Source organism: Hyphomicrobiales bacterium (assembly GCA_016710435.1).
Lineage (GTDB): Bacteria > Pseudomonadota > Alphaproteobacteria > Rhizobiales > Aestuariivirgaceae > Aestuariivirga.
In genome coordinates this window covers 2,502,846-2,528,543 of the sequence record JADJVV010000001.1, presented here as the reverse complement: position 1 = coordinate 2,528,543, position 25,698 = coordinate 2,502,846, and the positions used below count along the sequence as shown (strand labels likewise).

30 protein-coding genes and 1 tRNA gene are annotated in these 25,698 nt (G+C 63.3%); 19 read left to right on the top strand and 12 right to left on the bottom strand.

The genetic code is table 11. The features are described from left to right. Positions 1–162 precede the first annotated feature (162 nt). The 3 genes from IPM06_12265 (at position 163) to IPM06_12255 (ending at position 1,728) form a co-directional block, all read left to right on the top strand. Positions 163–879 (top strand): response regulator transcription factor, encoded by a 717-nt coding sequence (locus tag IPM06_12265; protein MBK8771195.1) that lies wholly within the window; start codon positions 163–165, stop codon positions 877–879. A 115-nt stretch (positions 880–994) separates the two neighbouring features. Further along, positions 995–1,462: a DUF1772 domain-containing protein gene (locus tag IPM06_12260; protein ID MBK8771194.1), complete on the top strand. Its 468-nt coding sequence runs from the start codon at positions 995–997 to the stop codon at positions 1,460–1,462. A 74-nt stretch (positions 1,463–1,536) separates the two neighbouring features. Continuing rightward, positions 1,537–1,728, top strand: coding sequence for a hypothetical protein (locus IPM06_12255; protein ID MBK8771193.1), 192 nt, complete (start codon positions 1,537–1,539; stop codon positions 1,726–1,728). An 84-nt stretch (positions 1,729–1,812) separates the two neighbouring features. On the opposite strand, the gene IPM06_12250 is transcribed toward IPM06_12255, so the two are convergent. The 5 genes from IPM06_12250 to IPM06_12230 form a co-directional block, all read right to left on the bottom strand. Then, positions 1,813–3,612, bottom strand: coding sequence for a hypothetical protein (locus IPM06_12250; protein ID MBK8771192.1), 1,800 nt, complete (start codon positions 3,610–3,612; stop codon positions 1,813–1,815). A 267-nt stretch (positions 3,613–3,879) separates the two neighbouring features. Next, entirely contained in the window at positions 3,880–4,560 is a 681-nt protein-coding gene (locus IPM06_12245) for a GNAT family N-acetyltransferase (GenBank protein MBK8771191.1), read from the bottom strand. After that, positions 4,557–5,042: a MarR family transcriptional regulator gene (locus tag IPM06_12240; protein MBK8771190.1), complete on the bottom strand. Its 486-nt coding sequence runs from the start codon at positions 5,040–5,042 to the stop codon at positions 4,557–4,559. Before IPM06_12240 ends, IPM06_12245 begins: the two co-directional genes overlap by 4 nt. A gap of 140 nt (positions 5,043–5,182) precedes the next feature. Then, complete coding sequence (locus IPM06_12235) at positions 5,183–7,924, bottom strand: hypothetical protein (protein MBK8771189.1); 2,742 nt, start codon at positions 7,922–7,924, stop codon at positions 5,183–5,185. Positions 7,925–8,063: 139 nt separating this feature from the next. Continuing rightward, positions 8,064–8,699: a histidine phosphotransferase gene (locus IPM06_12230; GenBank protein MBK8771188.1), complete on the bottom strand. Its 636-nt coding sequence runs from the start codon at positions 8,697–8,699 to the stop codon at positions 8,064–8,066. A gap of 132 nt (positions 8,700–8,831) precedes the next feature. Between IPM06_12230 and cysQ the strand changes: the two genes are divergently transcribed. The 3 genes from cysQ to IPM06_12215 all read left to right on the top strand — a co-directional run bounded on the left by cysQ (position 8,832) and on the right by IPM06_12215 (position 11,308). Continuing rightward, complete coding sequence (gene cysQ, locus IPM06_12225; protein ID MBK8771187.1) at positions 8,832–9,620, top strand: 3'(2'),5'-bisphosphate nucleotidase CysQ; 789 nt, start codon at positions 8,832–8,834, stop codon at positions 9,618–9,620. 146 nt (positions 9,621–9,766) lie between these two features. After that, positions 9,767–10,366, top strand: coding sequence for a DUF1134 domain-containing protein (locus IPM06_12220; protein ID MBK8771186.1), 600 nt, complete (start codon positions 9,767–9,769; stop codon positions 10,364–10,366). A 78-nt stretch (positions 10,367–10,444) separates the two neighbouring features. Beyond that, on the top strand, positions 10,445–11,308 hold the full coding sequence (locus tag IPM06_12215; GenBank protein MBK8771185.1) for a hypothetical protein: 864 nt from the start codon (positions 10,445–10,447) through the stop codon (positions 11,306–11,308). 16 nt (positions 11,309–11,324) lie between these two features. Here the strand turns inward: IPM06_12215 and IPM06_12210 are convergent, their stop codons facing one another. Then, a complete protein-coding gene (locus IPM06_12210; GenBank protein ID MBK8771184.1) occupies positions 11,325–12,110 on the bottom strand; it encodes a GntR family transcriptional regulator in 786 nt (261 codons plus the stop codon). 102 nt (positions 12,111–12,212) lie between these two features. Between IPM06_12210 and dapA the strand changes: the two genes are divergently transcribed. Genes dapA through IPM06_12185 form a run of 5 tightly spaced genes read left to right on the top strand, consistent with a single transcriptional unit; the run spans position 12,213 to position 16,884 of the window. Then, positions 12,213–13,094 (top strand): 4-hydroxy-tetrahydrodipicolinate synthase, encoded by an 882-nt coding sequence (gene dapA / locus IPM06_12205; GenBank protein MBK8771183.1) that lies wholly within the window; start codon positions 12,213–12,215, stop codon positions 13,092–13,094. Between the two features lie 4 nt (positions 13,095–13,098). After that, positions 13,099–14,331 carry an FAD-binding oxidoreductase gene (locus tag IPM06_12200; GenBank protein ID MBK8771182.1) on the top strand — a complete coding sequence of 411 codons (1,233 nt, stop codon included), beginning with the start codon at positions 13,099–13,101 and terminating at the stop codon, positions 14,329–14,331. 9 nt (positions 14,332–14,340) lie between these two features. After that, complete coding sequence (locus IPM06_12195; GenBank protein ID MBK8771181.1) at positions 14,341–15,372, top strand: proline racemase family protein; 1,032 nt, start codon at positions 14,341–14,343, stop codon at positions 15,370–15,372. A 1-nt stretch (position 15,373) separates the two neighbouring features. Next, entirely contained in the window at positions 15,374–16,123 is a 750-nt protein-coding gene (locus IPM06_12190) for an SDR family oxidoreductase (protein ID MBK8771180.1), read from the top strand. Between the two features lie 8 nt (positions 16,124–16,131). Next, entirely contained in the window at positions 16,132–16,884 is a 753-nt protein-coding gene (locus IPM06_12185; GenBank protein MBK8771179.1) for an SDR family oxidoreductase, read from the top strand. Positions 16,885–16,890: 6 nt separating this feature from the next. On the opposite strand, the gene IPM06_12180 is transcribed toward IPM06_12185, so the two are convergent. The 3 genes from IPM06_12180 to IPM06_12170 all read right to left on the bottom strand — a co-directional run bounded on the left by IPM06_12180 (position 16,891) and on the right by IPM06_12170 (position 18,014). Continuing rightward, positions 16,891–16,965 (bottom strand) — tRNA-Glu (locus IPM06_12180). A 43-nt stretch (positions 16,966–17,008) separates the two neighbouring features. Further along, positions 17,009–17,326, bottom strand: a complete 318-nt coding sequence (locus tag IPM06_12175) for a hypothetical protein (protein MBK8771178.1) — start codon at positions 17,324–17,326, stop codon at positions 17,009–17,011. 10 nt (positions 17,327–17,336) lie between these two features. Then, the gene (locus IPM06_12170) at positions 17,337–18,014 is read right to left on the bottom strand and encodes a DUF2306 domain-containing protein (protein ID MBK8771177.1); all 678 of its coding nucleotides are present in this window, start codon (positions 18,012–18,014) and stop codon (positions 17,337–17,339) included. Between IPM06_12170 and IPM06_12165 the strand changes: the two genes are divergently transcribed. The 4 genes from IPM06_12165 (at position 17,997) to IPM06_12150 (ending at position 21,138) form a co-directional block, all read left to right on the top strand. Beyond that, positions 17,997–18,467, top strand: a complete 471-nt coding sequence (locus IPM06_12165; protein MBK8771176.1) for a hypothetical protein — start codon at positions 17,997–17,999, stop codon at positions 18,465–18,467. The genes IPM06_12170 and IPM06_12165 overlap by 18 nt on opposite strands. Beyond that, on the top strand, positions 18,452–19,480 hold the full coding sequence (locus IPM06_12160; protein ID MBK8771175.1) for an RluA family pseudouridine synthase: 1,029 nt from the start codon (positions 18,452–18,454) through the stop codon (positions 19,478–19,480). Before IPM06_12165 ends, IPM06_12160 begins: the two co-directional genes overlap by 16 nt. Before the next feature lie 103 nt (positions 19,481–19,583). Further along, entirely contained in the window at positions 19,584–20,498 is a 915-nt protein-coding gene (gene rpoH / locus IPM06_12155) for an RNA polymerase sigma factor RpoH (GenBank protein MBK8771174.1), read from the top strand. Positions 20,499–20,568: 70 nt separating this feature from the next. Beyond that, entirely contained in the window at positions 20,569–21,138 is a 570-nt protein-coding gene (locus IPM06_12150) for a HutD family protein (protein MBK8771173.1), read from the top strand. A gap of 115 nt (positions 21,139–21,253) precedes the next feature. Here IPM06_12150 and rplI read toward each other — a convergent pair whose 3' ends face one another. Genes rplI through rpsF form a run of 3 tightly spaced genes read right to left on the bottom strand, consistent with a single transcriptional unit; the run spans position 21,254 to position 22,455 of the window. Then, a complete protein-coding gene (gene rplI / locus IPM06_12145; GenBank protein ID MBK8771172.1) occupies positions 21,254–21,835 on the bottom strand; it encodes a 50S ribosomal protein L9 in 582 nt (193 codons plus the stop codon). 12 nt (positions 21,836–21,847) lie between these two features. Further along, positions 21,848–22,087, bottom strand: a complete 240-nt coding sequence (locus tag IPM06_12140) for a 30S ribosomal protein S18 (GenBank protein MBK8771171.1) — start codon at positions 22,085–22,087, stop codon at positions 21,848–21,850. Next, entirely contained in the window at positions 22,087–22,455 is a 369-nt protein-coding gene (gene rpsF / locus IPM06_12135; protein ID MBK8771170.1) for a 30S ribosomal protein S6, read from the bottom strand. The genes IPM06_12140 and rpsF overlap by 1 nt, the downstream gene beginning before the upstream one ends. A gap of 288 nt (positions 22,456–22,743) precedes the next feature. Between rpsF and IPM06_12130 the strand changes: the two genes are divergently transcribed. From IPM06_12130 to IPM06_12115, 4 genes are all read left to right on the top strand, one after another. Further along, positions 22,744–23,142: a hypothetical protein gene (locus tag IPM06_12130; GenBank protein ID MBK8771169.1), complete on the top strand. Its 399-nt coding sequence runs from the start codon at positions 22,744–22,746 to the stop codon at positions 23,140–23,142. Between the two features lie 82 nt (positions 23,143–23,224). Continuing rightward, positions 23,225–24,604 (top strand): PepSY domain-containing protein, encoded by a 1,380-nt coding sequence (locus IPM06_12125; protein MBK8771168.1) that lies wholly within the window; start codon positions 23,225–23,227, stop codon positions 24,602–24,604. A 26-nt stretch (positions 24,605–24,630) separates the two neighbouring features. Continuing rightward, entirely contained in the window at positions 24,631–25,107 is a 477-nt protein-coding gene (locus IPM06_12120; GenBank protein ID MBK8771167.1) for a copper chaperone PCu(A)C, read from the top strand. Beyond that, positions 25,104–25,694 carry an SCO family protein gene (locus IPM06_12115; protein ID MBK8771166.1) on the top strand — a complete coding sequence of 197 codons (591 nt, stop codon included), beginning with the start codon at positions 25,104–25,106 and terminating at the stop codon, positions 25,692–25,694. Before IPM06_12120 ends, IPM06_12115 begins: the two co-directional genes overlap by 4 nt. The last annotated feature ends 4 nt before the right edge of the window (positions 25,695–25,698 follow it).

Here is a 25,698-nt window from a genome sequence, read left to right as displayed (position 1 = left end):
TGGGGATTGCCTCAATCCGGCCACAGGGGCTTAGGTTTTGTTAACCTTTCTCAGCCTATCTTAACGTTCACAGTTAATGTTTCGTAGCGCGCCCAGCCGGGCTGCGCCGAGTTTGAATAGGGTTCCGTGGGAGAGCGGCGCCCGGAATCGAAGGGGATTCGCATGAGAGTGTTGCTGATCGAGGATGATACCGCGACGGCCCAGAGCATCGAGTTGATGCTCAAGTCCGAAGGTTTCAATGTTTACACCACCGACCTGGGTGAAGAAGGCGTCGATCTCGGCAAGCTCTACGACTACGACATCATCCTTCTCGACATCAACCTGCCGGACATGTCCGGCTATGAAGTGCTGAAGGCGCTGCGTGTTTCCAAGGTGGGAACGCCGATCCTCATCCTCTCCGGCCTCGCCGCCATCGAAGACAAGGTCAAGGGCCTGGGCTTCGGTGCTGACGACTACATGACCAAGCCGTTCCACAAGGACGAACTGGTGGCCCGTATCCACGCCGTTGTGCGCCGCTCCAAGGGCCATGCCCAGTCGGTCATCCACACGGGCGAACTCGTCGTCAACCTCGACACCAAGACGGTGGAAGTGGGCGGCCAGCGCGTGCACCTCACGGGCAAGGAATACCAGATGCTGGAGCTGCTCTCGCTCCGCAAGGGCACCACGCTCACCAAGGAAATGTTCCTCAACCACCTCTACGGCGGCATGGACGAGCCGGAACTGAAGATCATCGACGTGTTCATCTGCAAGCTGCGCAAGAAGCTGGCGGTCGCCGCACAGGGCAAGAACTTCATCGAGACCGTCTGGGGCCGCGGCTACGTGTTGCGCGACGGCGCGCCGCCCATGGGCGACGACATGGACCTGCGCGAAAGCGCGTAGGACTTCCCGGCCAGAACCAAAATGCCAAAGGCGCCTCGCGGGGCGCCTTTTGTCTTCTGTGGTGCAAGACGGCAAGCCGAACGGAACCATCGCGCCTGCCATCCGTTAGCGTCGCATGCGCATATTCACGCTGCAGTTTCTCGCCCTTGTCTTTTGCGCACTGTCGCTCATTCCTTCGGGGGCGCATCTGGCGGCAATGCCGAACAAGATGCGGCTCGATCAGGCCGGCTATTTCGTGGCGCAGGGCATCTATGCGGGCTGGTCCATCCTTGGGCTGTTGTGGTTCGCGGCGATGATCGTCCTGGCGCTGCTGGCCTTCCTGTCCCGTACCCAGCGCCGCCCCATGGCCTTTTCCCTCGCCGCGCTGGCGTGCTTTGCCTTCACCTTGATCGTATTCTTCACCTGGACTTTCCCCGCCAACCAGGCCACCGCCAACTGGACCATCGCGCCCGAGACCTGGGAGGCGCTGCGGCGGAGATGGGAGTACTCGCACGCCGCCAACGCTGTCATCGTGTTCCTGGCCTTTGTCTTGACGGCACTGGCAGTGCTCACGTGGCAGCGGCCCGCACCGCGCGGCCTGTGATCACCTGCCGCTTGCACCGCGCGGCGCTGCGCCGCAGAATGGCCCGATCCGATGAATGGAAGGACTAACGCATCATGGCGCTGGAAGCACTTGAGGCCCAGATCAACCTGCTGCTCACCGCGGTGGAGGAAAATCCCGAAGACATGCATGAACTGCATGAACTGATCCGCCAGAAACTCTCGCAGATCCGCGCCCTCGGACTGCCGCTGCCCAATGACCTGGTGGAACTGGAACGCAGGCTCGGCCAGGACGAGGCGGCGGGCTGAGGGAGCCCATCTCTCGGGCGGCCCTGCCCCAAAAGAAAGGCACCCTGCAAAGGGTGCCTTCTGTAATGTTGAGGGTGGGCCCAATCAGACGAACACGAAGTCGGCCTGGATCGCATCCCACGTCACGCCGCGCACGATGATGCTGGCGCCCGCGCTGCCCCAGTCGATCACGGCGTTGCCGTAGGCGTTGGTGATGCCGGTCACGTCGCCCGCGGTGAGGCCGGCGAATTGCATCACGTCCACGCCCGTCTGGAAATCATAGATGTAGTCGGCGCCCGTTTCACCCGCCGTGAACTGGAAGGTGTCGCCGCCCGCCTCGCCGTACATCACGTCGTTGCCATTGCCGCCAGAGATCACGTCGTCGCCCGCACCGGCGCGGATGGTGTCGTTGCCGTCGCCGCCGGTGATGAGATCGGCATCGCCTTCGCCGTAAATCTTGTCGTTGCCGGCGTCGCCATGGATGGTGTCGATGCCGGTGCCGCCGTGAAGAATGTCCTCACCATCGCCGCCGTTCAGCTCATCGACGCCGTCATCGCCATAGAGGGTGTCGTTGCCGATGCCACCGTTCAGGATGTCGTCATTGGCGCCGCCGCGGAGGTAGTCCATGCCGCCGTTGCCGTTCAGCGTGTCGGCTCCTGCGTCACCATAGACGGTGTCGCGGCCGCTGCCGCCGGTCAACGTGTCATCGCCATTTCCCGCGCGTAAGTTGGTGGTGCCGGCGCTGCCCGTTACGCTGTCGTTGCCATCGCCGCCCCAGAACTGGTTGATGGTGCCTGCGCCGCCGGAGGTGAAGGTGTCATTGCCGTTCATGCCCGAAGCCCAGTTGGTGGTTCCAACCGTATTGGCACCGATGAACGTATCGTTGTGGGCCGAAAGGCGGAATTTCTCGATGGACGTGTAGGTATCGTTCAGCGCCCAGCCGGTGTTGGATGCGCCCGAGGCCACTGTCCGGTTGATGGTGACGGCAGCGGTTGCATCCTCGTAGCTCACTTCGTCAGATCCCGCGCCGCCGCTGTAGCTGTCAGCGCCGCCGGCATCGAGCACGATGTCATTGCCGGCGGAACCGATGAACGTGTCATTGAAGGCCGTCAGCTTGAAGCGCTCCACGTTGGCAAACGTGTCGTGATAGGCAGCCTGGGTGTTCGACAGGCCTGTCGCGTCCGACAGGTTCAGGGTGAGTGCGTTGATGGAGGTCGAGTAGTCAACCGTGTCGATTCCGCCGCCGCCATCATAGGCGTTCACGTCCGCCACGCGGCCGCCCGCGCCGCTCGTGGAGAGGGTGTCGGCGCCTGCTCCGCCCGTGACGGCAGCAGCGCTGACAGCCATGTTGGCGGTGGCCTGGGTGTAGGGGGCGGCGTTGCCGCCCCAGTTGGCGACGGCGTTGATCGCAGCCTTCATGGCGGTGATGGTGCCGGAGGTCGTGGCGCCCGTGTAGGCAACGTTGTTGAAGGCACCGACCGACATGGCCGTCACGTCATTCACCAGCGGCGACGGCAGGACGGACTGCTGGGCGTTGACCGCGCTCGCACCCCAGTTCGCGCCATTCGTATGCACGGCATAGAGGAAATTCGGGGTCGCTTCGGCGCCGGTATAGGCGATGATCTGGTCTCCGGCGGTGGCCAGGCTGAAGCTGCCGGTCATGACAAACTGGGCCGGGCTGGCGGCATAATTGATCACCGTGCCGGGCGCGATGTCGGCGGGCGCCGTCCAGGTGAGGATGCCCTCGCCGGCGGCGAGGAACGCCGTTCCGTTCCAGCCGTTGTCGGTGAACTTGATCTGCGTGCCGGCCTGGATCCACACCATCGAGACGAAGGCAAAGTTGTCCGGATCCGATGAGTTGTAGCCGAGGATGGAGATGTCGCCAGCTTGCAGGTTTGTAGCCATTTTGTACCCTTCAGGAGCAACAGCCCCTTGTTAACAGTTCGTTAACAAATACAACTACAGAAGGTACTTCAATGTCAACTTACACTTGTTTTTGCCATTCATATAAATTGCTTCGGTAGTGTTCAGGTTTTTTGCCGGTTGAAATGGAACGGGATTTTCCAATCATCGGCCAGCCTCAGGGTAGAAAATAATTCTCGTAAAAGTTGTTTCTCCGGATTTCCGCGCGGAGTGCAACTCTGGAGGATGAGCCGACGAATCAGTTCCTTTTCAGGTCTTTTTCAGGATCGTCACACTGACGATGCTCCGCGTCCGAAAGCCGAGCGACTCGTAAAGCGCGATCGCCGTCGTGTTGTTGGCGAAGGCGTGCAGGAAGGGCGTTTCACCCCGCGCCAGAATTTGCCTCGCGACGATGTGCGAGAGCATGCGGGCGTAGCCTTTGCCGCGATGATCGGGGTGGGTGCAGACGCCGCTCACTTCGCTGTAGCCGTCGAGGCGGATGCGCTCACCCGCCATCGCCACCAGCCTGCCCTGCTCCCGCACGCCGTAAAAGGTCCCCAGCACATGAGTGCGCGGCAGGAAGGGCCCTGGTTTCGTGAGCTGCGCCAAGTCCAGCATCTCGGCTGCGTCGGCATCGCCCAGTTCAACTGCACCGGAAATGATCGGCGCCGGGACGTGTTTCTCCAGCACCATCTGCACCCCTTCCGTAAGGAGCACGGCTCCCGTTCCCTCCGGCACCACATGCGGGCCTGGCTGCAGGAGCACGATCTGACCACCGGGAAGAATGAGTGAAACGAGATCGCGGCGGGCCTCGGGTATATCCTCCTCCATGGCGGCGAACAGACCGACGTCGTCGGCATACCGCATCGCCTTTCCGTGCCTTCGGGCGAGAGAGGCCTGACGGCCGATGAGCGCGTGCCAGACCGCGCGGTCGAGGCGATCATGGGTCATGTCTTCCTCCCAGCTGTAAAACGCTGTGCGAGTGTTTGCTGATCGAGTGCTGTCTCGAAGGCGGCGAGTTGCTGCAGCAGGTTGCCGTTTGCCTGGTGGGCCATCGCCTGCAGGCTGCGGCCGATGACGGGCGCCACATCTGCCATCACCCTCCCGATCTTCTGGCGGCCCCTGGCGGTGAGCACCACGCTGCGGCCGCGCTGGTCGCCCTCCGTCACAGTCACCCTGGCCAGCCCTGCCCTTGCGAGAAGGCCTACCATGCGGGTGGCGGCGGGTTGCGAAACGCCCAGGCCCCCCGCGAGGGCGGAGATGCCCACCGGGCTACGGGCGTGCAGCATGGCCAGCATCGGCAGTTGCGAGGCAGGAATGTTCACGTCCAGCGCCGTCAGGATGTCCTGCACATCTGCCTGCAGGCGCTCGCCCAAGCGGCGCAGGCGCGTACCCAGCGCCACGAAACCCAGTTCGGAGACAAAGTCGTGCATCGGCATATTCCTTCGCATAACGCGTTATATAACATGATATGTTTACGGGCAAGCCGGAACCGTGTTGCCCTTGGCGCAATAAAAAAGGCACTCCCGGAGGAGTGCCTTTGAGTTACGCTCGCTTGCTCTGTTTCCGGGCGTTACCCGAAGATGAAGTCGTCCGCGCTGAGCTGGTTGACGTGCACGCCTGCGAGCGTGAGCGTGCCGTGGCCCGCCACGGTGATCACCACGCCTGCGGCGCTGTCGGCGATGCTCCAGTCGGTGTCGGCCAGGCTGCTTACGTCCATGTCCTTGAGCCAGATGCGATCGGTGCGGCCGGTGCCGGCCCAGAAGTCGGTGATGACATCGTTGCCGGTGTTGCCTTCGAACACGAACACGTCGGCTTCGGTGCCGCCTGTCATGGTGTCGTTGCCTTCGCCGCCATAGAGATAGTCAATGCCCGCCATGCCGTTCAGCATGTCGTCGCCCGCACCGCCTGTCAGGCGGTTGGCGCCGGCGTCGCCGGTGATCGAGTCGTTGAACTCGGAGCCGACGATGTTCTCGACATTGACGAGCACGTCGCGCGACGCCTCGCCATATTGGTTCTTGCCCGTGGTGAGGTTGATGACAACGCGGTCCCACGAGTCTTCGTAGGTCACGGTGTCAATGCCGTCGCCGCCATCAACATAATCGTAACCGCCACCGGTGGCGATGTAATCGTTGCCGCCCATGCCGTAGATCTTGTCTTCACCGGACATGCCGGTGATGCGGTTTGCGCCGTTGTCGCCCGTCAGCACGTCATCGAAGGCTGAGCCCGAGAGGTTTTCGATGCCGGAGAGCGTATCGCCCTGGGCATCACCATTCAGGCCCGTGTTGGTGAGCAGGCTCACCGTCACGCCCACGTCCGACTTGCGGTAGTCGGCGGTATCAACGCCGTCGCCGCCAATGATCACATCCGCACCGGCACCGCCGGTGATGCGGTCGTTGCCCGTGCCGCCATCGACGGTATCGTTGCCTTCGCCACCGATCAGCACGTCGTTGTCGGCGCCGCCATAGAGCTTGTCGTTGCCGATGCCGCCGTCGAGCGTATCCGCGCCCGCGCCACCATTCAGGGTGTCGTCGCCGGCATCGCCCGTCAGCTTGTCCACGCCGTCATCGCCGTTCAGCACGTCGTTGCCGTCAGAACCGGCGAGCACGTCGTCACCTGCGCCGCCCCAGAGCGTGTCGTTGCCGGCACCGCCGTTCAGGCTGTCGAGGCCGTCACCGCCGAGGAGAGTGTCGTTGCCGTTGCCGGCCTGCAGCGTGTCGTTGCCTGCGCCACCGTCGAGCAGATCATCGCCATCGCCGGTGTCGAGCTTGTCGTCGCCTGCGCCGCCGAAGAGTGAGTCAAGGCCGATGCCGCCGGAGAGGATGTCGTCGCCGTCGCCGCCGTTCAGCACGTCGTTGCCGTCGCCGCCCTTGAGCGTATCATTGCCGAGGCCACCGTCGAGCGTGTCGTTGCCCGCGCTGCCGTCCAGCATGTCGTCACCAATGCCGCCGTCGAGCGTGTCGTCGCCAGCATTGCCGTTCAGCGTATCGTTTCCGGCGTCGCCCTTGAGCGAGTCATTGCCGTCACCGCCGTTGAGCGTGTCGCTGTCATCGCCACCCGACAGTGCGTCGGCACCGATGCCGCCGTTGAGAATGTCGGCGCCAGCGCCGCCCTTCAGTGTGTCATCGCCTGCATCGCCGTTCAGCGTGTCGTTTCCGGCGTCGCCATTCAGCGTGTCATTTCCGTCACCGCCCGAAAGCGTATCCGTTCCGTCACCGCCTGAGAGCGTGTCGGTTCCCGCGCCGCCGTCGAGCAGATCGTTGCCTGCACCACCGATGAGCGTGTCATCGCCGTTTTCGCCGTAGAGCTTGTCGTCGCCACCGCGGCCATCGAGCAGGTCGTTGCCATCGCGGCCCCAGAAGCTGTTGGCGCCATCGGTGCCCCAGAACTTGTCGTTGTTGGTTCCGCCGATGAGATTCTCGATGGAGACGAACTTGTCGTTCCAGTTGTTGGTGCCGGTGGCCAGGTCGATTTCCTGGGCATAACCCTGCACTTCCGTGCCGTCGGCCTTGAAGGTGTCGATGCCGTCGCCGCCATCATATTCGTCGTGATTTGTCGACCATTCGGCGAGGAACGTATCATCGCCCGCATCGCCAAAAAGCTTGTCGTCGCCGAGGCCGCCCGTCAGGACGTCGTTGCCGGCGCCGCCGAAGATCGTGTCGGTGTTGTCGCCGCCGTCAATGGTGTCGTTGCCCGTGCCGCCGTCGATGGTGTCGTTGCCGCCATCGCCGAAGAGCGAGTCGTTGCCGCCGTTGCCGTTGATCTTGTCGTTGCCGCCGCCACCATAGACAGTGTCGTTGCCTTCCGACTGGTTGGCCACCGCATCGCCCACGTTGAACAGCGAGTTGCCGCTGCTCTTGGTATCGACCAGGGTGCCGTTCACCGTCAGCTTGTGGGTGCTGAGGTTGGAACTGAGGGCGTAATAATCGGAATGGGCCGGAACCACGATCGTCATCGAAACCGCGGTGGGGCCGTTGGTTGCCGTTTGCAGGACGACCGTGACAGCCGAATCCGTGCTGTTGCGGATGCGCCAGGCGGAACTGAGGCCTGAGATTCCCATGGAAGCGAGTTGCAAGCCTGTGGGGCTGGAGACAGTGCCCGTGTAGGCTGCGATCGCCTTGCCTTCGTTGGCAATCGCATCGTTCACCGTGTAGACGCCGTCGCCGTTGAGGTTGTCGTCGCCTGCACCGCCGTTCAACACGTCGTTGCCGCCGAAACCCCAGAGCGTATCTTGGAATGCACTGCCTGTAATTGTATCGCCGGATGCCGTGCCGCGCACTGTGCCGCCGAGAATGGGTGCCGTTAACGTTGCCATAGAGACCTCACCTAAGTTGAGGTCTGTGTACATGAGGGCACTTCATCCCGGCCTTAATCGGCTCGGTAAAGTTTTCTGTAATCAGAAGTTGGTGGAGTCGTGGTAAACGGCGGATTCACTCAACCTGTAAAGGTACCGGTCACCCGGCGCTTACAACCACAGTGTCTTCACCCTGCAAGACCATGTCGATGGCGAGGTTGGCCGATTGGGCGATCACGCGGGTGTAATAGGGCTGAACCAGGCGGGCATCGATGGCTTCGAGCGGCGTCACGCCCAGAAGAACGTCGGCCATGGCCTGCGGAACCTTGGCGCGTTCGCCCTTGGCGGAGACCTTGAAGCGGCGGCCATCGACAGAGACAGTCACCAATCCGCCGCGCGGAATGCCCGCCATGCCGAGCAGCAGCATGTTGAGCAACAGCTTCACTTCGGCCTTCGGGCGGTTTTCGCGCGGGGCCTGCCAATCCAGCTTGATCTTCTCGTCGCCGACGAAGGCGCGGGCGGTTTCACCGGCCTCGCCCAGGTCGATGTGGGCACCGGCAGAGCCTGAGGCGCCGAAGGCGATGCGGCAGAACTTCAGCTTCGCCGTCGCCGTCTTGGCGGAAGAGCGCACCATGTCGAGGGCCGTTGCCTTCATGGCCGCATCGGTGTCGGGGTCGTCCATCAGTTCGAGGCCGTTGGCGATGGCGCCCACCGGAGAGATGATGTCGTGGCACACGCGCGAGCACAGCAGCGAGGCCAGATCGATGTCGGAAAGGCGGGAAATATCGGCGGTCATGGAGGCCCCTGGGATGTCGTTGCCGGACTGATTCGGCTCCAACCTATAACAAATCCGGCAAAGGTTTGCCGCATTGACGCGCGCCCGTGTGAAGCCCATAGAGCGGTCCACAAAACCGATTGCCCCTTGCCCATGCCCTCCCTTCTTCCTTCTCTCGACATGCTGGTGCTTCTGCGGCTGGCCCGTGACGCCGCGCGTGAAATCATGTCGATCTATGCCAGCGATTTCGCGGTGCGGGACAAGGCCGACCTGTCGCCCGTCACCGAGGCCGATGAAAAGGCAGAGCGGGTGATTCTCGCGGGGTTGCACGAAACCTTTCCCGATGTGCCCGTGGTGGCGGAAGAACAGGCTGCCGCCGGCGTGGTGCCGGTGACGGCGGAAGACTTCTTCCTCGTTGATCCACTGGACGGCACCAAGGAATTCCTCTCGCGCAACGGCGAATTCACCGTGAACATCGCGCGCATCCGTGACGGACGGCCCGCCATGGGCGTGGTTTTTGCGCCCGCCACGCGCGCCCTCTATTGGGGCGAGAATGGTGTTGCGGCCCATGCGGAGTTTGACCTCGACAGCGCGCTGGAAGAGACCGAGTGGAAAGCCTGCCGCGTGCGACCTGCCCCTGCCGCGGGGTTGGTGGTGATCGCCAGCCGCTCGCACCGTGATGCCGAGACGGATGCATTCCTCTCGAAGATCAAGGTGGCGAAGCTGATATCAGCCGGTTCGTCGCTCAAGTTCTGCAAGGTCGCCTGTGGCTCGGCCGATCTTTACCCGCGCTTTGGCCGCACAATGGAATGGGATACCGCCGCCGGACAGGCCGTGCTGGAAGCGGCGGGCGGCAAGGTGGTGGATACGTCGGGGGCGCCGCTCCTTTATGGCAAACGCCAGCGCGGCTTCGACAATCCCGGCTTCATCGCCTCCGCCTGACGCCCAATTTTCCGCAATCCGTCATTTCAGCTTTGTTAACCAAGCGGAAACGGCCTTGCCGTTAAGACTCCAAAAGGACCGAATTCGGCCTCACCTCCGCCAAGGCAGGGGTGTTGAAGGCCAGCCAGAACTTTTGGGGAATTGTCATGAACCTCACCCGCCGCCGCTTTGCCGCCCTCGCCGCCGCCACGTTGGTCACACCCGTCGTGGCCCCGGCCGTCCAGGCCCAGACCACCAACATTGTGTCGCGGCCCCGCCAGCACGAGACCTACACGACGGAAGAGCTTGTCACCCGTGGCCATCAGTTCTTTGGCAAGACAAGCCGTGGCGTGGGCCAGGCCATCGAGTTCGTGTTCCAGAACCAGGGTGAGCCGTCGGCCTATATTGTCGGTGAAGAAGCGGCTGGCGCCTTTGTCGGCGGCCTGCGCTATGGCGAAGGCACCATCTATTACAAGAACGGCACCGAGCAGAAAATCTTCTGGCAGGGTCCGTCGCTGGGCTTTGATTTCGGCGGCAACGGCTCGCGCACCATGACGCTGGTCTACAACTCGTCCTCGCCGGACGACCTTTACGAGCGCTTCGGCGGCGTGGAAGGTGCGGCCTACCTGATCGGCGGGCTGGGTGTGAACTTCCAGCAGAAGGACAACATCATCCTGGCGCCGATCCGCACGGGCGTGGGGGCGCGGCTGGGCGCCAATGTGGGCTATCTCAAGTATTCGCCCAAGCCCCGCTGGAACCCCTTCTGAGGGCGTATATCCCTGTCGCCAAGGCGGCCAAGACCGGGTAAACACCGCACTCGTCTCGTCTGAGTAGCGGATCGCCGTATGTCGCAAACTGAATCGCTGTTGCTGGTCGCCCTTGGCTTTGCCATTGCCTTGGTGCTGGCGATGATCTTCGGCTTCGGCATCTGGTCCGCTGCCAACCGCTGGGCCCATTACAAGCGCAAGCGCGAAGTGCCCACCACCATTCTCGACATGCAGGCCGAGCGCGAGGGATTGCGCGCCCAGAACGCCATGACGGCGCGCCGCCTGGAATTCCTGATGGAGGAAGCGCGTGCGCAGGCGTCGGAAAAGACCGCGCAGGTGAACCGCCAGCGCAACCGTGCCATCGTGATGTCGAAGGATCTCATCGCCAAGGATGCAGAGATTGCTTCCCTGCGCGCCCTTGCATCGGAACTGACGGCGGAGACCAACAAGCGCGCGCGCATCATCGCCAAGCTCACGGGCCACGAGGCCGTCAAATTGCGCAGCTTCGACATGCCGGTGCCGGCAGGGGCGAAGCCCGCGTCATTGCCGCGTTCGGAAACGCCGGTGCCCGTCGCCACGGAACTGCCCGCGGATGCCGCACCGCTCGACCGCATCAAGGCCAAGATCGCCGAACTCAACGCGCTCTCCGCCCAGATCGCGGATCAGCAGAGCGCGGAAGGACGCGCCGTTGAAGAAACACTGGCGGCGCGCGAACGGGGACCGGAGCCCGAGCCGTTGGCGCTGGCCGCCATGCGCGAAGACGCAGCCGAAGCCATCGCCGAAATCACGCCGCCGCCGGAAGAACTTTCCGCTGTCGCAGTTGCTGAAGGTGACGTCACTGCGGCGAAGGGGAGCGAGACACCCGCTCCGCCGCCAGCGCCGGAACGGCGCATGACGCTCGCCGAGAAATTCCGCGCGTTGAAGGACGGCGTGCGGGGTTAGCCATTCACTCCGGGGTTCACGGCCTTTCGGCGCCGAAGTCGATAGGCGCGCTGTAATTGGCCTTGAGAAACTCCAGGAAGTTGTCGCGGAACTGGCGGGAGTGTGCGTGGGCCAGGCGGTCCGCAAGGCTCACGTCACGGGCGCGGATGGCCTCGATCATCTCTTCATGTTCGTCGGTCAGCAGCCTGCCGTCGCGGGTGCGCTCGATGTAGTCGAAGTGCAGGTGCAGCAGGCGGCGCCCTTCATCGAGCAGGCGTTCGTAGAACGCCGCCATGTAGGCGTTCTTCCCCGCCCGGGCGATGGCCATGTGGAAATTCTTGTTGGTCTCCGACATGGCGAGGTGATCCTTGCTGGCCACGGCGGCAATGAACGCCTTCTGCTCGGTTTCAATGGCGCGGAGGTCGGCGTCGGTGCGCAGTTCCGCCGCGAGCCTGGTGTTGACGCGCTGGGCGACGTCGAGGGCGTCCACGTAACTGGGAAAGCGCGCAATATCGACGGGTGCGACGATGGTGGTGCGGTTCTGCAGCGTGACGACAAGGCCATCTCCTGCCAGCCGGATCAGCGCCTCGCGGATGGGCGAGCGCGAGAAGCCGAAGCGGCGTGACAGGCTCATCTCGTCGAGCAGTTCCCCCGGCGCCAGGGCCAACGAAAGAATGTCACGGCGCAGCACGTCGTAAACGCCGGTCCAACCTGCGGTTCGCCCCGCCCGGGCAACCGTCCGGGCGGCCTGGGCCGGTGCCACCGTTGCGCGCTGCCGGACCGGCTTTCGTCCTGCTTTTGCCACGCCTGTTCCTGTTGCCATCGCCCGGCCCTGCCATTGTTCGAAAGCCATGCTACCACAACTCCCTTGACTCTGTCGACTATTTGTCGACATATTGTCGACAAATAGGAGTTCATCATGAAGCTGCAACTGTCCGGGGTCCTGCCCGCCCTCATCACGCCTTTCACCAGCGGAGGCGGCATTGATTTCAAGGCGTTTGAGAAACACATGGAGCACCTGCGCGCCGCTGGTGTGAGCGGCTGGGTTCCGAACGGTTCGACGGGCGAATATTTCTCGCAGTCCACGGAAGAGCGCCGTGACGTTCTGCAATTCGTGAAGGACCAGGCCAAGCCCGGTGAACTGCTGATCGCCGGCAGCAATGCACCGGCCACCCGCGAAGTCATCCAGCAGACGGAAATGGCGAAGAAGATCGGCTACGACACCGTGCTCCTCGCGCCTCCCTTCTACACAAGGCCCACCCAGCAGGAACTGATCAGGCACTATGAGGCCGTGCTGAAGGCGGTCGACGTCAACATCATCCTCTACAGCTATCCTGCGAAGGATGGTTCCGACATCAGCTTCGACCTGATGGACCATTTTGCCGACAATCCGCGGGTCATCGGCATCAAGGAAAGCTCGGGCTCGCTGCAGCGGGCGATCGACATTGCCAGCCGGTACGAGGGCAAGATCCAGCTTGTCTCGGGCTCGGACGACATTGCGCTCGACTTCATGTTCTGGGGCGCGGACAGCTGGATCTGCGGACCATCGAACTGCATGGCCAAGGCCTGCTGCGACCTCGACCGCACGTTCCGGTCCGGCGACCTGGCGAAGGCCAAGTCCCTGATGAAGACACTCTATCGCGCCATGAACATTCTCGAATCCGGGAAGTTCGTGCAGAAGATCAAATACGGCTGCGAATTGCAGGGCCTGCCCGTCGGAGAATGCCGCGCCCCGCTCGGCCCCCTCACCGATGACGAGAAGTCCGAATTCCGCGCCGCCATGGAACCCATTCTGAACTGGGAATGATATGATGGACACGGTTGTCATCGGCGGCGGCATCATCGGCACCACGTTGGCCTACACGTTGCAGAAACGCGGGCGAAAGGTGGTGTTGCTGGAGCGGGATACGCCCGGCATGGGCGCGTCCTTCGGCAACATGGCGTCTATCGCCGTGACCGAATTCATGCCCGCCTCGCGACCTTCCGTGTGGAAGCAGATTCCCGGCTGGATGCTCGACCCCGAAGGCCCCGTGACGGTGCGCCCCGCTTACATGCCGAAACTGCTGCCGTGGTTCCTCCGCTTCATCGCCGCGTCGCGTCCGGGCAAACTGCGTGACCTTGAGGCGCAAGGTGCCGCCCTTTGCGCCCGCGTCTACGACGATTTGCTGCCGCTGCTGCGCGAGACGGGCCTTGAGGGCGAACTCACCGACGAGGGTTGCCTCTCGCTCTACACCGACGAAGACGAATTTCGCGCCGACAAGGATCACATCGATATCCTTGAGCGCTTCCACTTCCCTCACGAGGTGCTGGGGCGGCAGGCGATCAAGGCACTGGAGCCGGAACTCTCGGACAAGATCGGCATGGCCGTGCTGTTCCCGCAGAACCGCTCCATGCGCGATCCGTATCGCCTTGTGCTCCGTCTCGCTGATGCCTTCACCGGACTGGGTGGCAAGATCATGCAGGGCGAAACGGTTGGCTTCACACGGGGCGAGGCCATCTCCGAGGTCTGCCTCAAAGATGGCCGCCGCCTGGCCTGCGATACGGCCGTGGTGTGCGCCGGAGCCTACACGGCGGCGTTGGCGAAAATTCTCGGCGAACCCATCCCGCTGGAAACCGAGCGCGGCTACCACACGCAGATCATGTCGCCCGGCATCACGATGAAGCACTCGATCATCTGGCCTGCGCGCGCCTTCATGGTGACACCCACGGCAGGCGGCATTCGCGTGGGCGGCACGGTGGAAATGGCGGGGCTACATGCTGCGCCCGACTACCGGCGCTCGAAGATCACCGTGAAGCGCGCCCGCGAGGCGCTGCCCAATCTCCGCTGCGAGAACTTCACGGAATGGATGGGGCACCGGCCAGCGTTTCCCGACACGATCCCGGTCATGTCGGCCTCGGCGAAGACACGCGGCGTGTTCTATGCCACCGGTCACGGCCATCTCGGCCTCACCTATGCGGCCACCACAGCGCGGCTGATGGCGGACCTGATCACCGGCGCGAAGCCACCCATCGACATGACGCCCTATCGCGTCAACCGCTTCTGAGGTTCATCCATGTGGAAGCACAGCCTCGATATCCTTCAGGTCCATTGCCAGGGCGAGATCGGCAAGGTGATCGTGGGTGGCGCGCCGCCTATTCCAGGGGCCACGCTGCTGGAGCAGATGAACCACATCAACACCGTGGATGACAGCCTGCGCCGCTTCGTCACCTTTGAGCCGCGCGCCCATGTGGCCATGTCGATGAACCTGCTGGTGCCGCCGTTACATCCGGACGCCGATGCAGGTTTCATCGTGCTGCAGGCGGACCGCGCGCACCCCATGTCGGGCAGCAACTGCATCTGCGTGGTGACAGCGCTTCTGGAGACGGGGCGCGTGAAGATGCGCGAACCCGAAACAGTGGTGCGCATCGACACGCCCGCCGGATTGATCACGGCACGCGCCCGCTGCAAGGACGGCCGCTGCCTTTCCGTCAGCCTCGACAATGTGCCGTGCTTCGTGGAAGCGCAGGACCAGATGATCCGCACGCCGCGCTGGGGCACCATCATTGCCGACATTGCCTTTGGCGGCGTGTTCTATGCCCTCGTGGATGCCAAGCAGGTGGGCCTCGAAATCACGCCCGCCAACGCGCGCGATCTTGCCGAGGCGGGAATCGAACTGAAGGCGCACATCGCAAAACAGGTCAGCGTCGCACACCCCGCCATCCCCGCACTCAACGACGTGGCCTATGTGATGTTTCGACAGGGGGAGGCGGATGGAGCGCTCCGCACCTGCACCACGCTGAAGCCGGGCCGGGTGGATCGCAGCCCCTGCGGCACCGGCAGTTCCGCCAACCTCGCGGTGGCCCATGCCCGCGGCGAAATCAGGATCGGCGACAAGCGCACCTCGCGCTCCATCATCGGCGGCGAATTCGTGGCCGAGGCGATCGGCGAGACCACAGTGGGAAACCGCAAGGCGGTGTTGCCACGCATCACGGGGCAAGCCTGGATCTATGGCCGCGAAGAATTGCGCATGGATGCCGGAGACCCCTTCCCGCGCGGCTTCGCACTCTCCGACAGTTGGGGGTCGCAAGTGGGAGAACTGGGCTGAGATGACTCTCGCCGGGCAGAACATTCTGGTGACGGGTGGCTCGCGCGGCATCGGTGCGGCGATTGTGGAGGCGGTTGCCCGCGAGGGCGCCAGCCCCATCATTCACTACGGCCGTGACCTCGATGCCGCAGAGGCTCTGCTGAAGCGCGTCGGCCAAGGCTGGTGCATCGGCGCGGATTTCACTTCGCCTGCCGCACCGGGACGCTTGTTTGAAGACGCCGTTCAGCGCGCGGGCCGAATCCACGGTGTCGTCAACAATGCGGGCATCCGCAGCGTGGTCGAGATCACCGCAAGCGATGCAGAGTGGCACGCGGGCTGGGCGCGGGATGTGCAGGTGAACCTGCTGGCCGCCGCCGATATCGCGCGCGCCGCCGTGCTGCATTTCCGTCAGCATGGCGGCGGCCGCATCATCCACATGGCGAGCCGCGCCGGGCAGCGGGGCTATTCGGCGGAGTGCATTCCGTATGGCGCCACCAAGGCTGCCCTTCTCAATCTTTCGAAATCGCTGGCGCGCAGCTTCGGGCGGGAAGGTGTTGTCTCGATCGCCATCGCGCCGGGCTGGGTGCGCACCGACATGGCCGAGGACTTCGTGGCGGCACACGGGCTTGCGGCAGCGGTGGCAGACATTCCGACGGGCAAGATGGCCGAGCCTGCCGAGGTGGCAGACCTGGTCGCCTTCGCCTTGCGCGCTTCGCAATCATCACTCAACGGTGCCACACTCGACTTGAATGGCGGCAGCTACATCAGATGAGGGACAACATGCGGTTTGAACAGAAGGTTGCCATCGTCACAGGCGGTGGCGGCGGCATCGGCAGCGCCATTGCCAAACGGCTGGCAGCGGAAGGGGCCATCGTCATCGTGACGGACTCCAACCTGGACGGTGCATCAGAGGTGGCACGTGCCATCGCCGCATCCGGTGGCAAGGCGGAGAGCCTGCAGGCCGACATTGCACAGGCGGAGGCGTGCCGCCGCCTCGCCGCTGAGGTGGTCAAGCGCCATGGCCGCGTCGACATTCTCATCAACAATGCAGGCGTCATGCGCCGTGGCAACATCATGGATATTTCGGAGGATGACTGGAACATCACCTTCGCGGTGAACATCGACGCCATGTTCCATCTCTGCCGTGCGGTCATTCCCGGCATGATCGCCCAAGGCGGTGGCGCCATCGTCAACACCGCTTCGCAGTGGGGCCTTCACCCTGCCCCCAACCACATTGCCTACAACGTGAGCAAGGCCGCAGTAGCATCGTTCACACAGAACCTCGGACGCGATTGTGCGCCTCACAAGATCCGCGTGAATGCCGTCTGCCCCGGAGAAATCCACACACCCATGCTGGAATCCGGCGTGAAGCGTTCGGGCCGCACCATGGCCGACCTCGACAAGCTCGTGCCATTCGGCCGGGTGGGAAAACCGGAAGAAGTCGCCGCCCTCGTCGCCTTCCTCGCCAGCGAAGAAGCGCCGTTCATGTGCGGATCACTGGTGGAAATCACAGGTGCACAAGCGGTGGCGTGATGTGAGTGGCGCTCCCTACGGGAATCGAACCCGTCTTTGCAACGTGAGAGGCTGCCGTCCTAACCGATAGACGAAGGGAGCTCTCAGGCCCTGCTCTTAGGCAAGGGTTTCCGGGAATGCAAGCTCAGGGTGACAGCGGTTCACGCAGCAGCAGCTTGCGCCTTGCCGCGTCGATGACGATCAGTTCGCTTGAGGTGGTGATGGCCAGCGTTCCGCCGTCCACGTCCACGGCCTTGATGTCACCCGCCTTGAGGCCGAGGCCCATGGAAAGGGTTTCCGGCGCAGGCACGGGTTTCGGCTGTGTGGCTTTCCAGATGATGCCGCCGATCAAGGCGATGAAGAGCAGCGCGAGCGCGATCCCCATGGCGTAGACCACGCGCAGCAGGCGCTTCTGCCCGGCCGTGGGCTCGAAGGTTTCGGTTGCCGTGTTGTCGTTGGTCATGTCGTCGTCCTCATTGCGCGCGCGCCGTGCTTATTGCCGGAGAGCGCCTGCCTGTCGAGGGGCGCGTCAGCCAGAGCATCACCAGAAGCGGCAGGCCCCATGCCACCCAGGCGTCGCAGGCGTAGAAGGTCTTGAAGCCGGCTCGCCACCCGAAAATCGCCCAGAGGGCGAGGCAGATGCGGAAGAACATGGCGCCGGAGGTGACGGCGGCCATCAGCAGCATGGCGCGGCGGTGGGCATCGGTGTTGCCGCGGCGGATCTGCCAGATGCCGGCGGCACAGAGCGCCATCCACACCAGGCCTTGCGTGGCGAAGCCCGCGGCGGAGACGGGCGTCACCGGTGCTTCCAGCGCCACGGGGATTGCCGTCACGCCCGCGACGACAACATCGAGGGCCGTGAGCCGCCCCATCCAGCTGTGCCAGCGCGTGCCGCGCAGCAGCAGGGTGGCAGGTACCAGCAACAGGGCAAGTCCGCCCGTGACCATGTGCACGGGAAAGACAAGCGGCAGCAGCTCCAGCTTCACCGCCAGCGCATCGGGAAAGGCGTCGTTGTTCCAGCTTTCCGAAATGGCCCGGAGTGCCGTATAGATGGCGAAGACCGCCAGGGGCATGGCAGCGGCACCCGCCGCCCAGCGCCATCCCTGTTTCGCCGCGGCGTCACGGAGGATTTCATGTTTCTCGACCGTCATCACGCTTTGTCTATCCTGATTGCGGGACTTGGCCTAGCGGCGTCGGCGTGTGCTGCCGCCGCCGTGGAGGTCTCGCCTTATTTCGGGCACTGGACGGTGAGCGAGGAAGCCCCGAAATTCAGCAAGAAGGGCATCCTCTACAAGTCGATCGACGTTGCTCCCTGCGGCAAGGATTTCTGCGGCGTGAGTGTGGCCGATGATGGCGCGTGTGGGCCGACGCTGTTCCGCTTCCTCACCGTTCATGCCGGAAACGAGGAACTCACTGGCCATGGCAAATGGGGCGAGGTGAAGAAGAAGCTGGTGATCGACTATGTGAAACCGAGCGACGGCGTTCCCTACGTGATGCTGGGACTGGGCGAGGATGATTTCGATTTCACCGGCCGCGAAGGCAGCATGCCCACCTTCTCCACCGAGTACCACGTCTCGGGCGCGGCACATTGCACGGCGAAGTGACGGAATTGTCTCCGGGCGGATCGGCAGACGTGCTCACGGCCACCGTGGAGCAGCCGGACCGGCTTGACCGCGTACTTGCCGGCGTCTTCCCCGGCCACAGCCGTGCGCGGTTCCAGAAGCTCATCGCGGAGGGTGCCGTCACTGTCGATGGAGCTGTAATTTCGGATGCGGCTCTGAAGTTGCGCGTGGGCCAGGTGGTGCAGGTGAAGGTTCCGCCGCCCGTTGCGGCCGAGCCTGCGGCCGAAGACATCGCCCTTGATGTGGCGTTCGAGGACAAGCACGTCATCGTCATCAACAAGCCGGTGGGGCTGGTGGTGCACCCTGCCCCCGGCCACGACGGCGGCACGCTGGTCAACGCGCTGCTGGCTCACTGCGGCAGCACGCTCTCCGGTATTGGCGGGGTGAAGCGACCGGGCATCGTGCACCGTCTGGACAAGGATACCTCTGGCCTCCTCATCGTCGCGAAGTCGGATGCCGCGCATCACTCCCTCTCGGAACAGTTCGCCGCCCATGGCCGGGACGGGCGATTGCAGCGGGAATATCTGGCCTTCGTCTGGGGCGTGCCGGAGCGGCCGGCGGGCACCATCGTCACCGGCATTGGCCGCCACCCGACGAACCGGCAGAAGCAGGCGGTCAGCAAGCGGCCGGATGCCCGGGAGGCGATCACCCACTACGAGGTGCTGGAACGCTATGGCACGGCCGCCAGCCTCCTCCGTTGCCGGCTGGAAACGGGGCGGACCCACCAGATCCGTGTGCACATGGCGCATATCGGCCATCCGTTGCTGGGGGATGGGGTCTATGGCGGGAGCCACAAGACGGCCCGGGCGAGACTTACGCCCGCTGCGCAGGAAGCCCTCAACGCCTTGATCGGACAGGCTTTACATGCCGCAGTGCTGGGTTTCGAGCACCCGGTTTCGGGCAAGCCGCTACGCTTCGAGGCGCCCCTCCCTACGGCCCTGTCACATTTACAACAGGAACTGCGGCTGCAATCCGGCGTTAGAAACGGTACGTAGAAACATTACAAATTGTTACTGATCCGGCGTCTTTTAAAACCGTGACGGCTTCCTATATGGGGGATTACGTCAGGTGTGTTGACACACCGGGGAAAGGGAACCAATGGCCAAATCCGCATCACTTCCCGTGATTGCCTCCGGCGAGGGCAGCCTCAGCCGCTACCTTCAGGAGATCCGCCAGTTTCCAATGCTGGCGCCTGAAGAAGAATACATGCTGGGCAAGCGCTACAAGGAACACGGCGACCGCGACGCCGCGCACAAACTCATCACCAGCCATCTCCGCCTCGTCGCCAAGATCGCGATGGGCTACCGGGGTTATGGCCTGCCCATCGGCGAAGTGATCTCCGAAGGCAACATCGGCCTCATGCAGGCGGTGAAGAAGTTTGAACCCGACAAGGGCTTCAAGCTCGCCACCTATGCGATGTGGTGGATCAAGGCCTCGATCCAGGAGTTCATCCTGCGCTCGTGGTCGCTGGTGAAGATGGGCACCACCGCCAACCAGAAAAAGCTGTTCTTCAACCTGCGCAAGATCAAGGGCCAGATCCAGGCACTCGAGGAAGGCGATCTCAAGCCTGAGCAGGTGAAATACATCGCGCATCGCCTTGGCGTGAATGAATCGGATGTCGTCTCCATGAACCGCCGCCTGTCGGGGGATACGTCGCTCAATGCGCCGTTGCGTTCCGATGGCGAAGGGGATGGAGAATGGCAGGACTGGCTGGTCGATGACTCGGAAAGCCAGGAAACCGTGCTCGTGCGCAACGAAGAGAGCGGCATGCGCAATGCCTATCTCAAGGAAGCGCTGTCGAAGCTCACCGACCGTGAACGCCGCGTCATCGAGGCGCGCAAGCTGCAGGACGATCCGGCAACGCTGGACGACCTCAGCCAGGAGTTCGGTGTGTCGCGCGAACGCATCCGCCAGATCGAAGTCCGGGCGTTTGAAAAGCTGCAGAAGGCCGTGAAGAACGCGGCCCAGAAGGCCCTGGCCCCGAAGGCTGCGGCTCTCGCAGCGCCCCTGTAACGCCGCGCGCCGGCGTCACACAATCAACCAATGGCCCGCCCCGCGCGGGCCATTTTGCTTTTTGGGAGGCGTGAATGGTATCCTCCCCGGCATGCATATCATCCGCCGCGCCGCCTTCACGACTGTCCCCTGGAAGAATGGCGGTGGGATCACGCATGAGGTGGCCAAGGTAGAGGGCAATGGGCGTCTGCTGTGGCGGCTCAGCCTTGCCGAGGTGGCAAGCGATGGGCCGTTTTCGCTGTTCGCTGGCCTTGCGCGCATTCTCACGGTGATCGACGGGCCGGGCATGGACCTGTTGTCAGCCGGAGGTGAGGTGGCCCATGCCGTGCCGCCGTTGCGGCCCGTTGCCTTTTCCGGTGATGAGCCCCTGTTCGGAAAACTGCGTGACGGTCCGTGCCTCGACTTCAACCTGATCTACGACCCGCAGCAGTGCCGCGCGGTTGTGGAGGTGATGTCCGCCGGCACGTTGATGGCGCCCAGCACCGATGCGGTGCGCAAAGGCCTGCTCTGTCTCGCGGGGAGCGTGCGGTGCGGGGAGCACACGATGGGCCGCCATGATTTTGCATTTGTGGGTGCGGGGGATGCGGTCGAAGTGCTGCCAAGTTCGCAGGCACTTGTCGTCACGCTTATGCCGGTGTGAGACCAACCGCCTTCTGTCACCCACAGAAGGAAAACGGCCCCAATCACGCTCTTGCCCAACAAAAAACCCCGCCATCGCTGGCGGGGTTTTGTTTTCTTTGGGTGTGAAACCGAAATCAGCCCTTGGCTTCTTCGGCGACGCGTTCGGCTTCCGCTTCCTCGAAGAGGGCGGCGGCGGCGGCGCGGACTTCATCGCGGTCGGCGGCGTTGCCGGTGAGCACTTCACCGCGCGCCTGGGCGGCGGCTTCGTCTTCCGAGCGGGCGACGTTGACGGTCACCTTCACGGTCACTTCCGGATGCAGCGACACCTCAACCGTGTGCAGGCCGATCGTCTTGATCGGGTGCACCAGTTCGACGTGGTTGCGGTGCACGGCAATGCCGGTCGCCGCAGCGGCGGCATCAGCGATGTCGCGCGGGGAGACGGAGCCATAGAGGTGGCCCGACTCGCCAGCCTGGCGGATGATCACGAAGGCCTTGCCGTCGAGCTTCTTGGCGTCGACTTCCGACTTGCCACGGGCTTCCACGTTGCGGGCTTCGAGTTCCGCACGGCGGGATTCGAACTTGGCCTTGTTGGCGTCGTTGGCGCGGAGCGCCTTGCCGCGGGGCAGCAGGAAGTTACGGGCGTAACCTTCCTTCACCTTCACGACTTCGCCCATGTGGCCAAGCTTGGAAACGCGTTCGAGGAGAATGACTTCCATGTTCTGCTCTCCTTAGCCGATCACATACGGCAAGAGGCCGAGGAAGCGGGCGCGCTTGATGGCGCGGGCCAGCTCACGCTGCTTCTTGGTGGATACGGCCGAGATACGGGCCGGTACGATCTTGCCGCGCTCGGAAATGTAGCGCTGCAGGAGACGCACGTCCTTGTAGTCGATCTTGGGCGCGTTGACGCCAGTGAAGGGGCACGACTTCCGGCGGCGGAAGAACGGGCGGCGGGCTTGCGGCTCGGCCATCAGTTGAACTCCTCTGTCTCTTCGCCATCTTCACGGCGGCGGTCTTCGCGGCGGCGCATCTGGGCGGACGGACCCGCTTCCAGTTCTTCCACAGCCACGGTCATGAAGCGGATCACGTCTTCGGAGATGGACATCTGGCGTTCCATTTCCTTCACGGCCGGAGCCGGAGAAGCGATGTTCATCAGCGTGAAGTGGGCCTTGCGGTTTTTCTTGATGCGGTAGGTGAGGGACTTCACGCCCCAGCTTTCCACCTTCTCGACCTTGCCACCACCGGCATTGATGATGCCCTTATACTGCTCCACCAGCGCTTCGACCTGCGCAGGTGTCGCGTCCTGGCGAACCAGGAACACATGTTCGTAGAGACCCATGGGTACCCTTTCGTATGTCATGTCCTCAAAAGCACCGGCGCAAAGCCTCCTTCAAACCTGGGAAAGGGTTGAAGACCGTTCTGAAGAGAGCGGAGACACGGGAAACCGGGGTCTTGCGAGCCCCTAACCTGCTGATTTCTCAGAAAGTCTTTCCGTTCAGCCACCAGCCTTGTGCTTCGGACACCCGGCTTATGGCGGATTGGGCGGGGGAAAGCAAGCGTGGCCCCACATGCTACACTTTGGCGTTTGACGCGCCCCGCCCCCGGCTCCTAACCCTAGCGCATGGGCATGACTCGCTTGTCAGGCATGGGCACGTTCCGCCGTTTGGCGCGCATTGTCACGGTTCTCGTGACCGTGGCCTATCTCTTGCCGGTGCTGCTGACCTTCATGCCCTCGCCCGCCTCGGCTGAAGAACAGGCGCTCTACGCCGACCTGATGCAGAGCCGCTGCGTGGACATGACGGGCGATGGAATTCCGGATACCGGCCTGCCGTCCCACAGTTCCCATGACTGCTGCATCGTCTGCGCCGCCCCGCAGCCACCGCTGCCGCGCCTCGCAGATACAGAGCCCCTGCGGTTTGAACCGGTGCGCAACCTGGCTGCTGCGCCAGAACCGGTTCTCCATTACGCGGCACCTCCATCCGATGAGGTGTTCCGGCCCCTTTCGCAACGCGGACCACCTGCCTGATCCTTTGAACTGAAAAGCCGTCGCCCGCTGATGCCGTTGCGCATGCGGGCGTCAATCGCATATCTTTTCCAGGATCATTTCCATGACTTCCATTTCTGTCGCGGCAGAGGGCGCCCATGCGTCCAGCCGTCTCTACCGTGCCGTCTGGCGATGGCATTTCTATGCCGGGCTTTTCGTCGTGCCGATCCTGCTCATGCTGGCGCTCACGGGCGCCTACATGATGCTCTACGCCAGGCTCAGCAATGAGATGGGCTGGGTGCCAAGCGTGCCGCCGAAGGCCATTTCGATGTCCGTCTCGGCCCAAGGCAAGTCCGCGCTGGCGGCGCTGCCCGGCGGCAAGATCAGCACCTACATCGCGCCCGAGTCGGCAAACCGTCCGGCGTTCTTCGAGGTCTCCAGGGACGGCACATATTATTCCGCGTCTGTCGATCCCTACACCGGCACGGTGCTGGACACGCATGCTTCGGCTGACACGAGCCGGGCACTGGCCGAAAAAATCCACGGCACCTTCCTGCTCGGCACCTTTGGTGACCGGCTGATCGAAGTCGCGGCCTCGCTCACCATCATCATGACGGTGACGGGTATCTTCCTGTGGTGGCCGCAGGGCGAAGGCTTCTTCGGTGCATTGCTCCCGCGCCTCGGTGCCTCCGGTCGCGGGCTGTGGCGCGAATTGCACAAGGCGGGCGGAATCTGGATCGCGCTGTTCCTGATCCTCTTCATCCTGTCCGGTCTGTCATGGACCGGCATCTGGGGCGACAGCTTCGTCAAGCCGTGGTCATCGTTTCCGGCCAGCAAGTGGGACGCCGTTCCCCTTTCGGATGCGAGCCATGCCAGCCTCAACCACGACATCATGCATGAAGTGCCGTGGACACTGGAGGCGACACCACTCCCCGCCTCGGGATCCAATGCGGGAACGCCTGCCGTCGCCGAACCTGTCGTCCTCGACACGGTGGTCCAGTGGGCGCTGGTGAACGGCTTCCGTGACCAGTTCAAGGTGGCCATTCCCGCCGATGAAAAAGGTGTCTTCACGGTCTCCTATGATGGCCGCAACGAAGACAGCGTGACACCTGCCAGCGACCGCTATGTGCACATCGACCAGTACTCCGGCAACATTCTCGCGGATGTGCGGCTGAAGGATTATCCCTTCGTCGGCAAGCTCATGGCCTGGGGCATTGCGCTCCACAAGGGCACGGCCGGCGTGTGGAACCTGGTGTTCAACCTTGCGTATCTTGCCCTTGTCATCTTCGTCTGCGTATCAGGCGTGGTGATGTGGTGGAAGCGCCGGCCCGTTGGCCAGCTTGGGTCGCCCAAGTATCCGCGCGGCTACAAGGTTCCTGCCGCCGTGCTCGGCCTCGGTGCGCTTCTTTCTGTCCTGTTCCCGCTTGGCGGCATCGCCATCGCGGCCTTCGCCATCATCGACTTCCTTCTGCCCCAGCGGCTGAAGCAGGCCGGTGCCAACTGATCCACATCCAACAAGGAGAAATGAAAATGAAACTCTTGAAAGAACTCACACTCGCCGGCGCACTCACTCTTGCGTCCTTCATCACGATGCCGGGCGCCTTTGCCCATGAGATCAAACTCGGCGATCTCGAAATCATCCACCCCTGGGCGCGGCAGTCGCCGATGGCGGCAGATGTGACGGCAGGCTTCATGGTGATCCGCAACACAGGCAAGACCGATGACAAGCTGATCGGCGTCACCGCGGAAATCGCCGACGTCGTCCAGATCCACGACATGAAGATGGAAAACGATGTGATGAAGATGTTTGAAATCCCGGGCGGCGTGGTCATTCCCGCCGGTCAATCAGTGGAGTTCAAGCCCAAGTCGAAGCACATCATGTTCATGAAGGTGAAGACGCAGCCCATGGCGGATTCGCAGTTCAAGGGCACGCTCGTCTTCGAGAAGGCGGGCAGCGTCGAGATTGAATATGAAGTGACCGATCCCAACGCAGGAATGAGCCAGTGAGGCGCGCACGCCTTGCCATCTGGGGAGTGGCGGCGATGTTCGCCGCCCTCCTCGGGTATCTCGTGTGGCAGCAGCAATCCGGGCCGACTGGCGTGGTGCCCGCGCTGCAGATCGGCGGGCCGTTCACTCTGGCCAGCAGCAAGGGTGGCACCGTCTCGTCGGAAAGCCTGAAGGGTGCGCCCTACGGCATGTTCTTCGGCTTCACCCATTGCCCCATGGTGTGCCCGACGACGCTCACCGAAATGCAGGCGGCCATGGCGGCGCTGGGCGATGACGCCAAGGACTTCCGGCTGTTCTTCGTCACCGTCGATCCGGAGCGCGACACGCGCGAATTTGTGGCGGACTATCTCTCCAACTTCGATCCGCGCATGGAGGGCCTCATCCCCACGGTTGCTGAACTGCCCGCGCTGGCGAAAGCCTTCCGCGTGTTTTATCAGAAGGTGCCTACGAGCGACGGCAGCTACACCATGGATCACACGGCCACGGTGTTCCTCTTCAACCGCGACGGAAACTTCGCCGGCACGCTGGCCTTCGACGAAGACCCGAAGACGCGCGCGACAAAGCTGCAGAGGCTGGTGAAGAAGTAGCGCC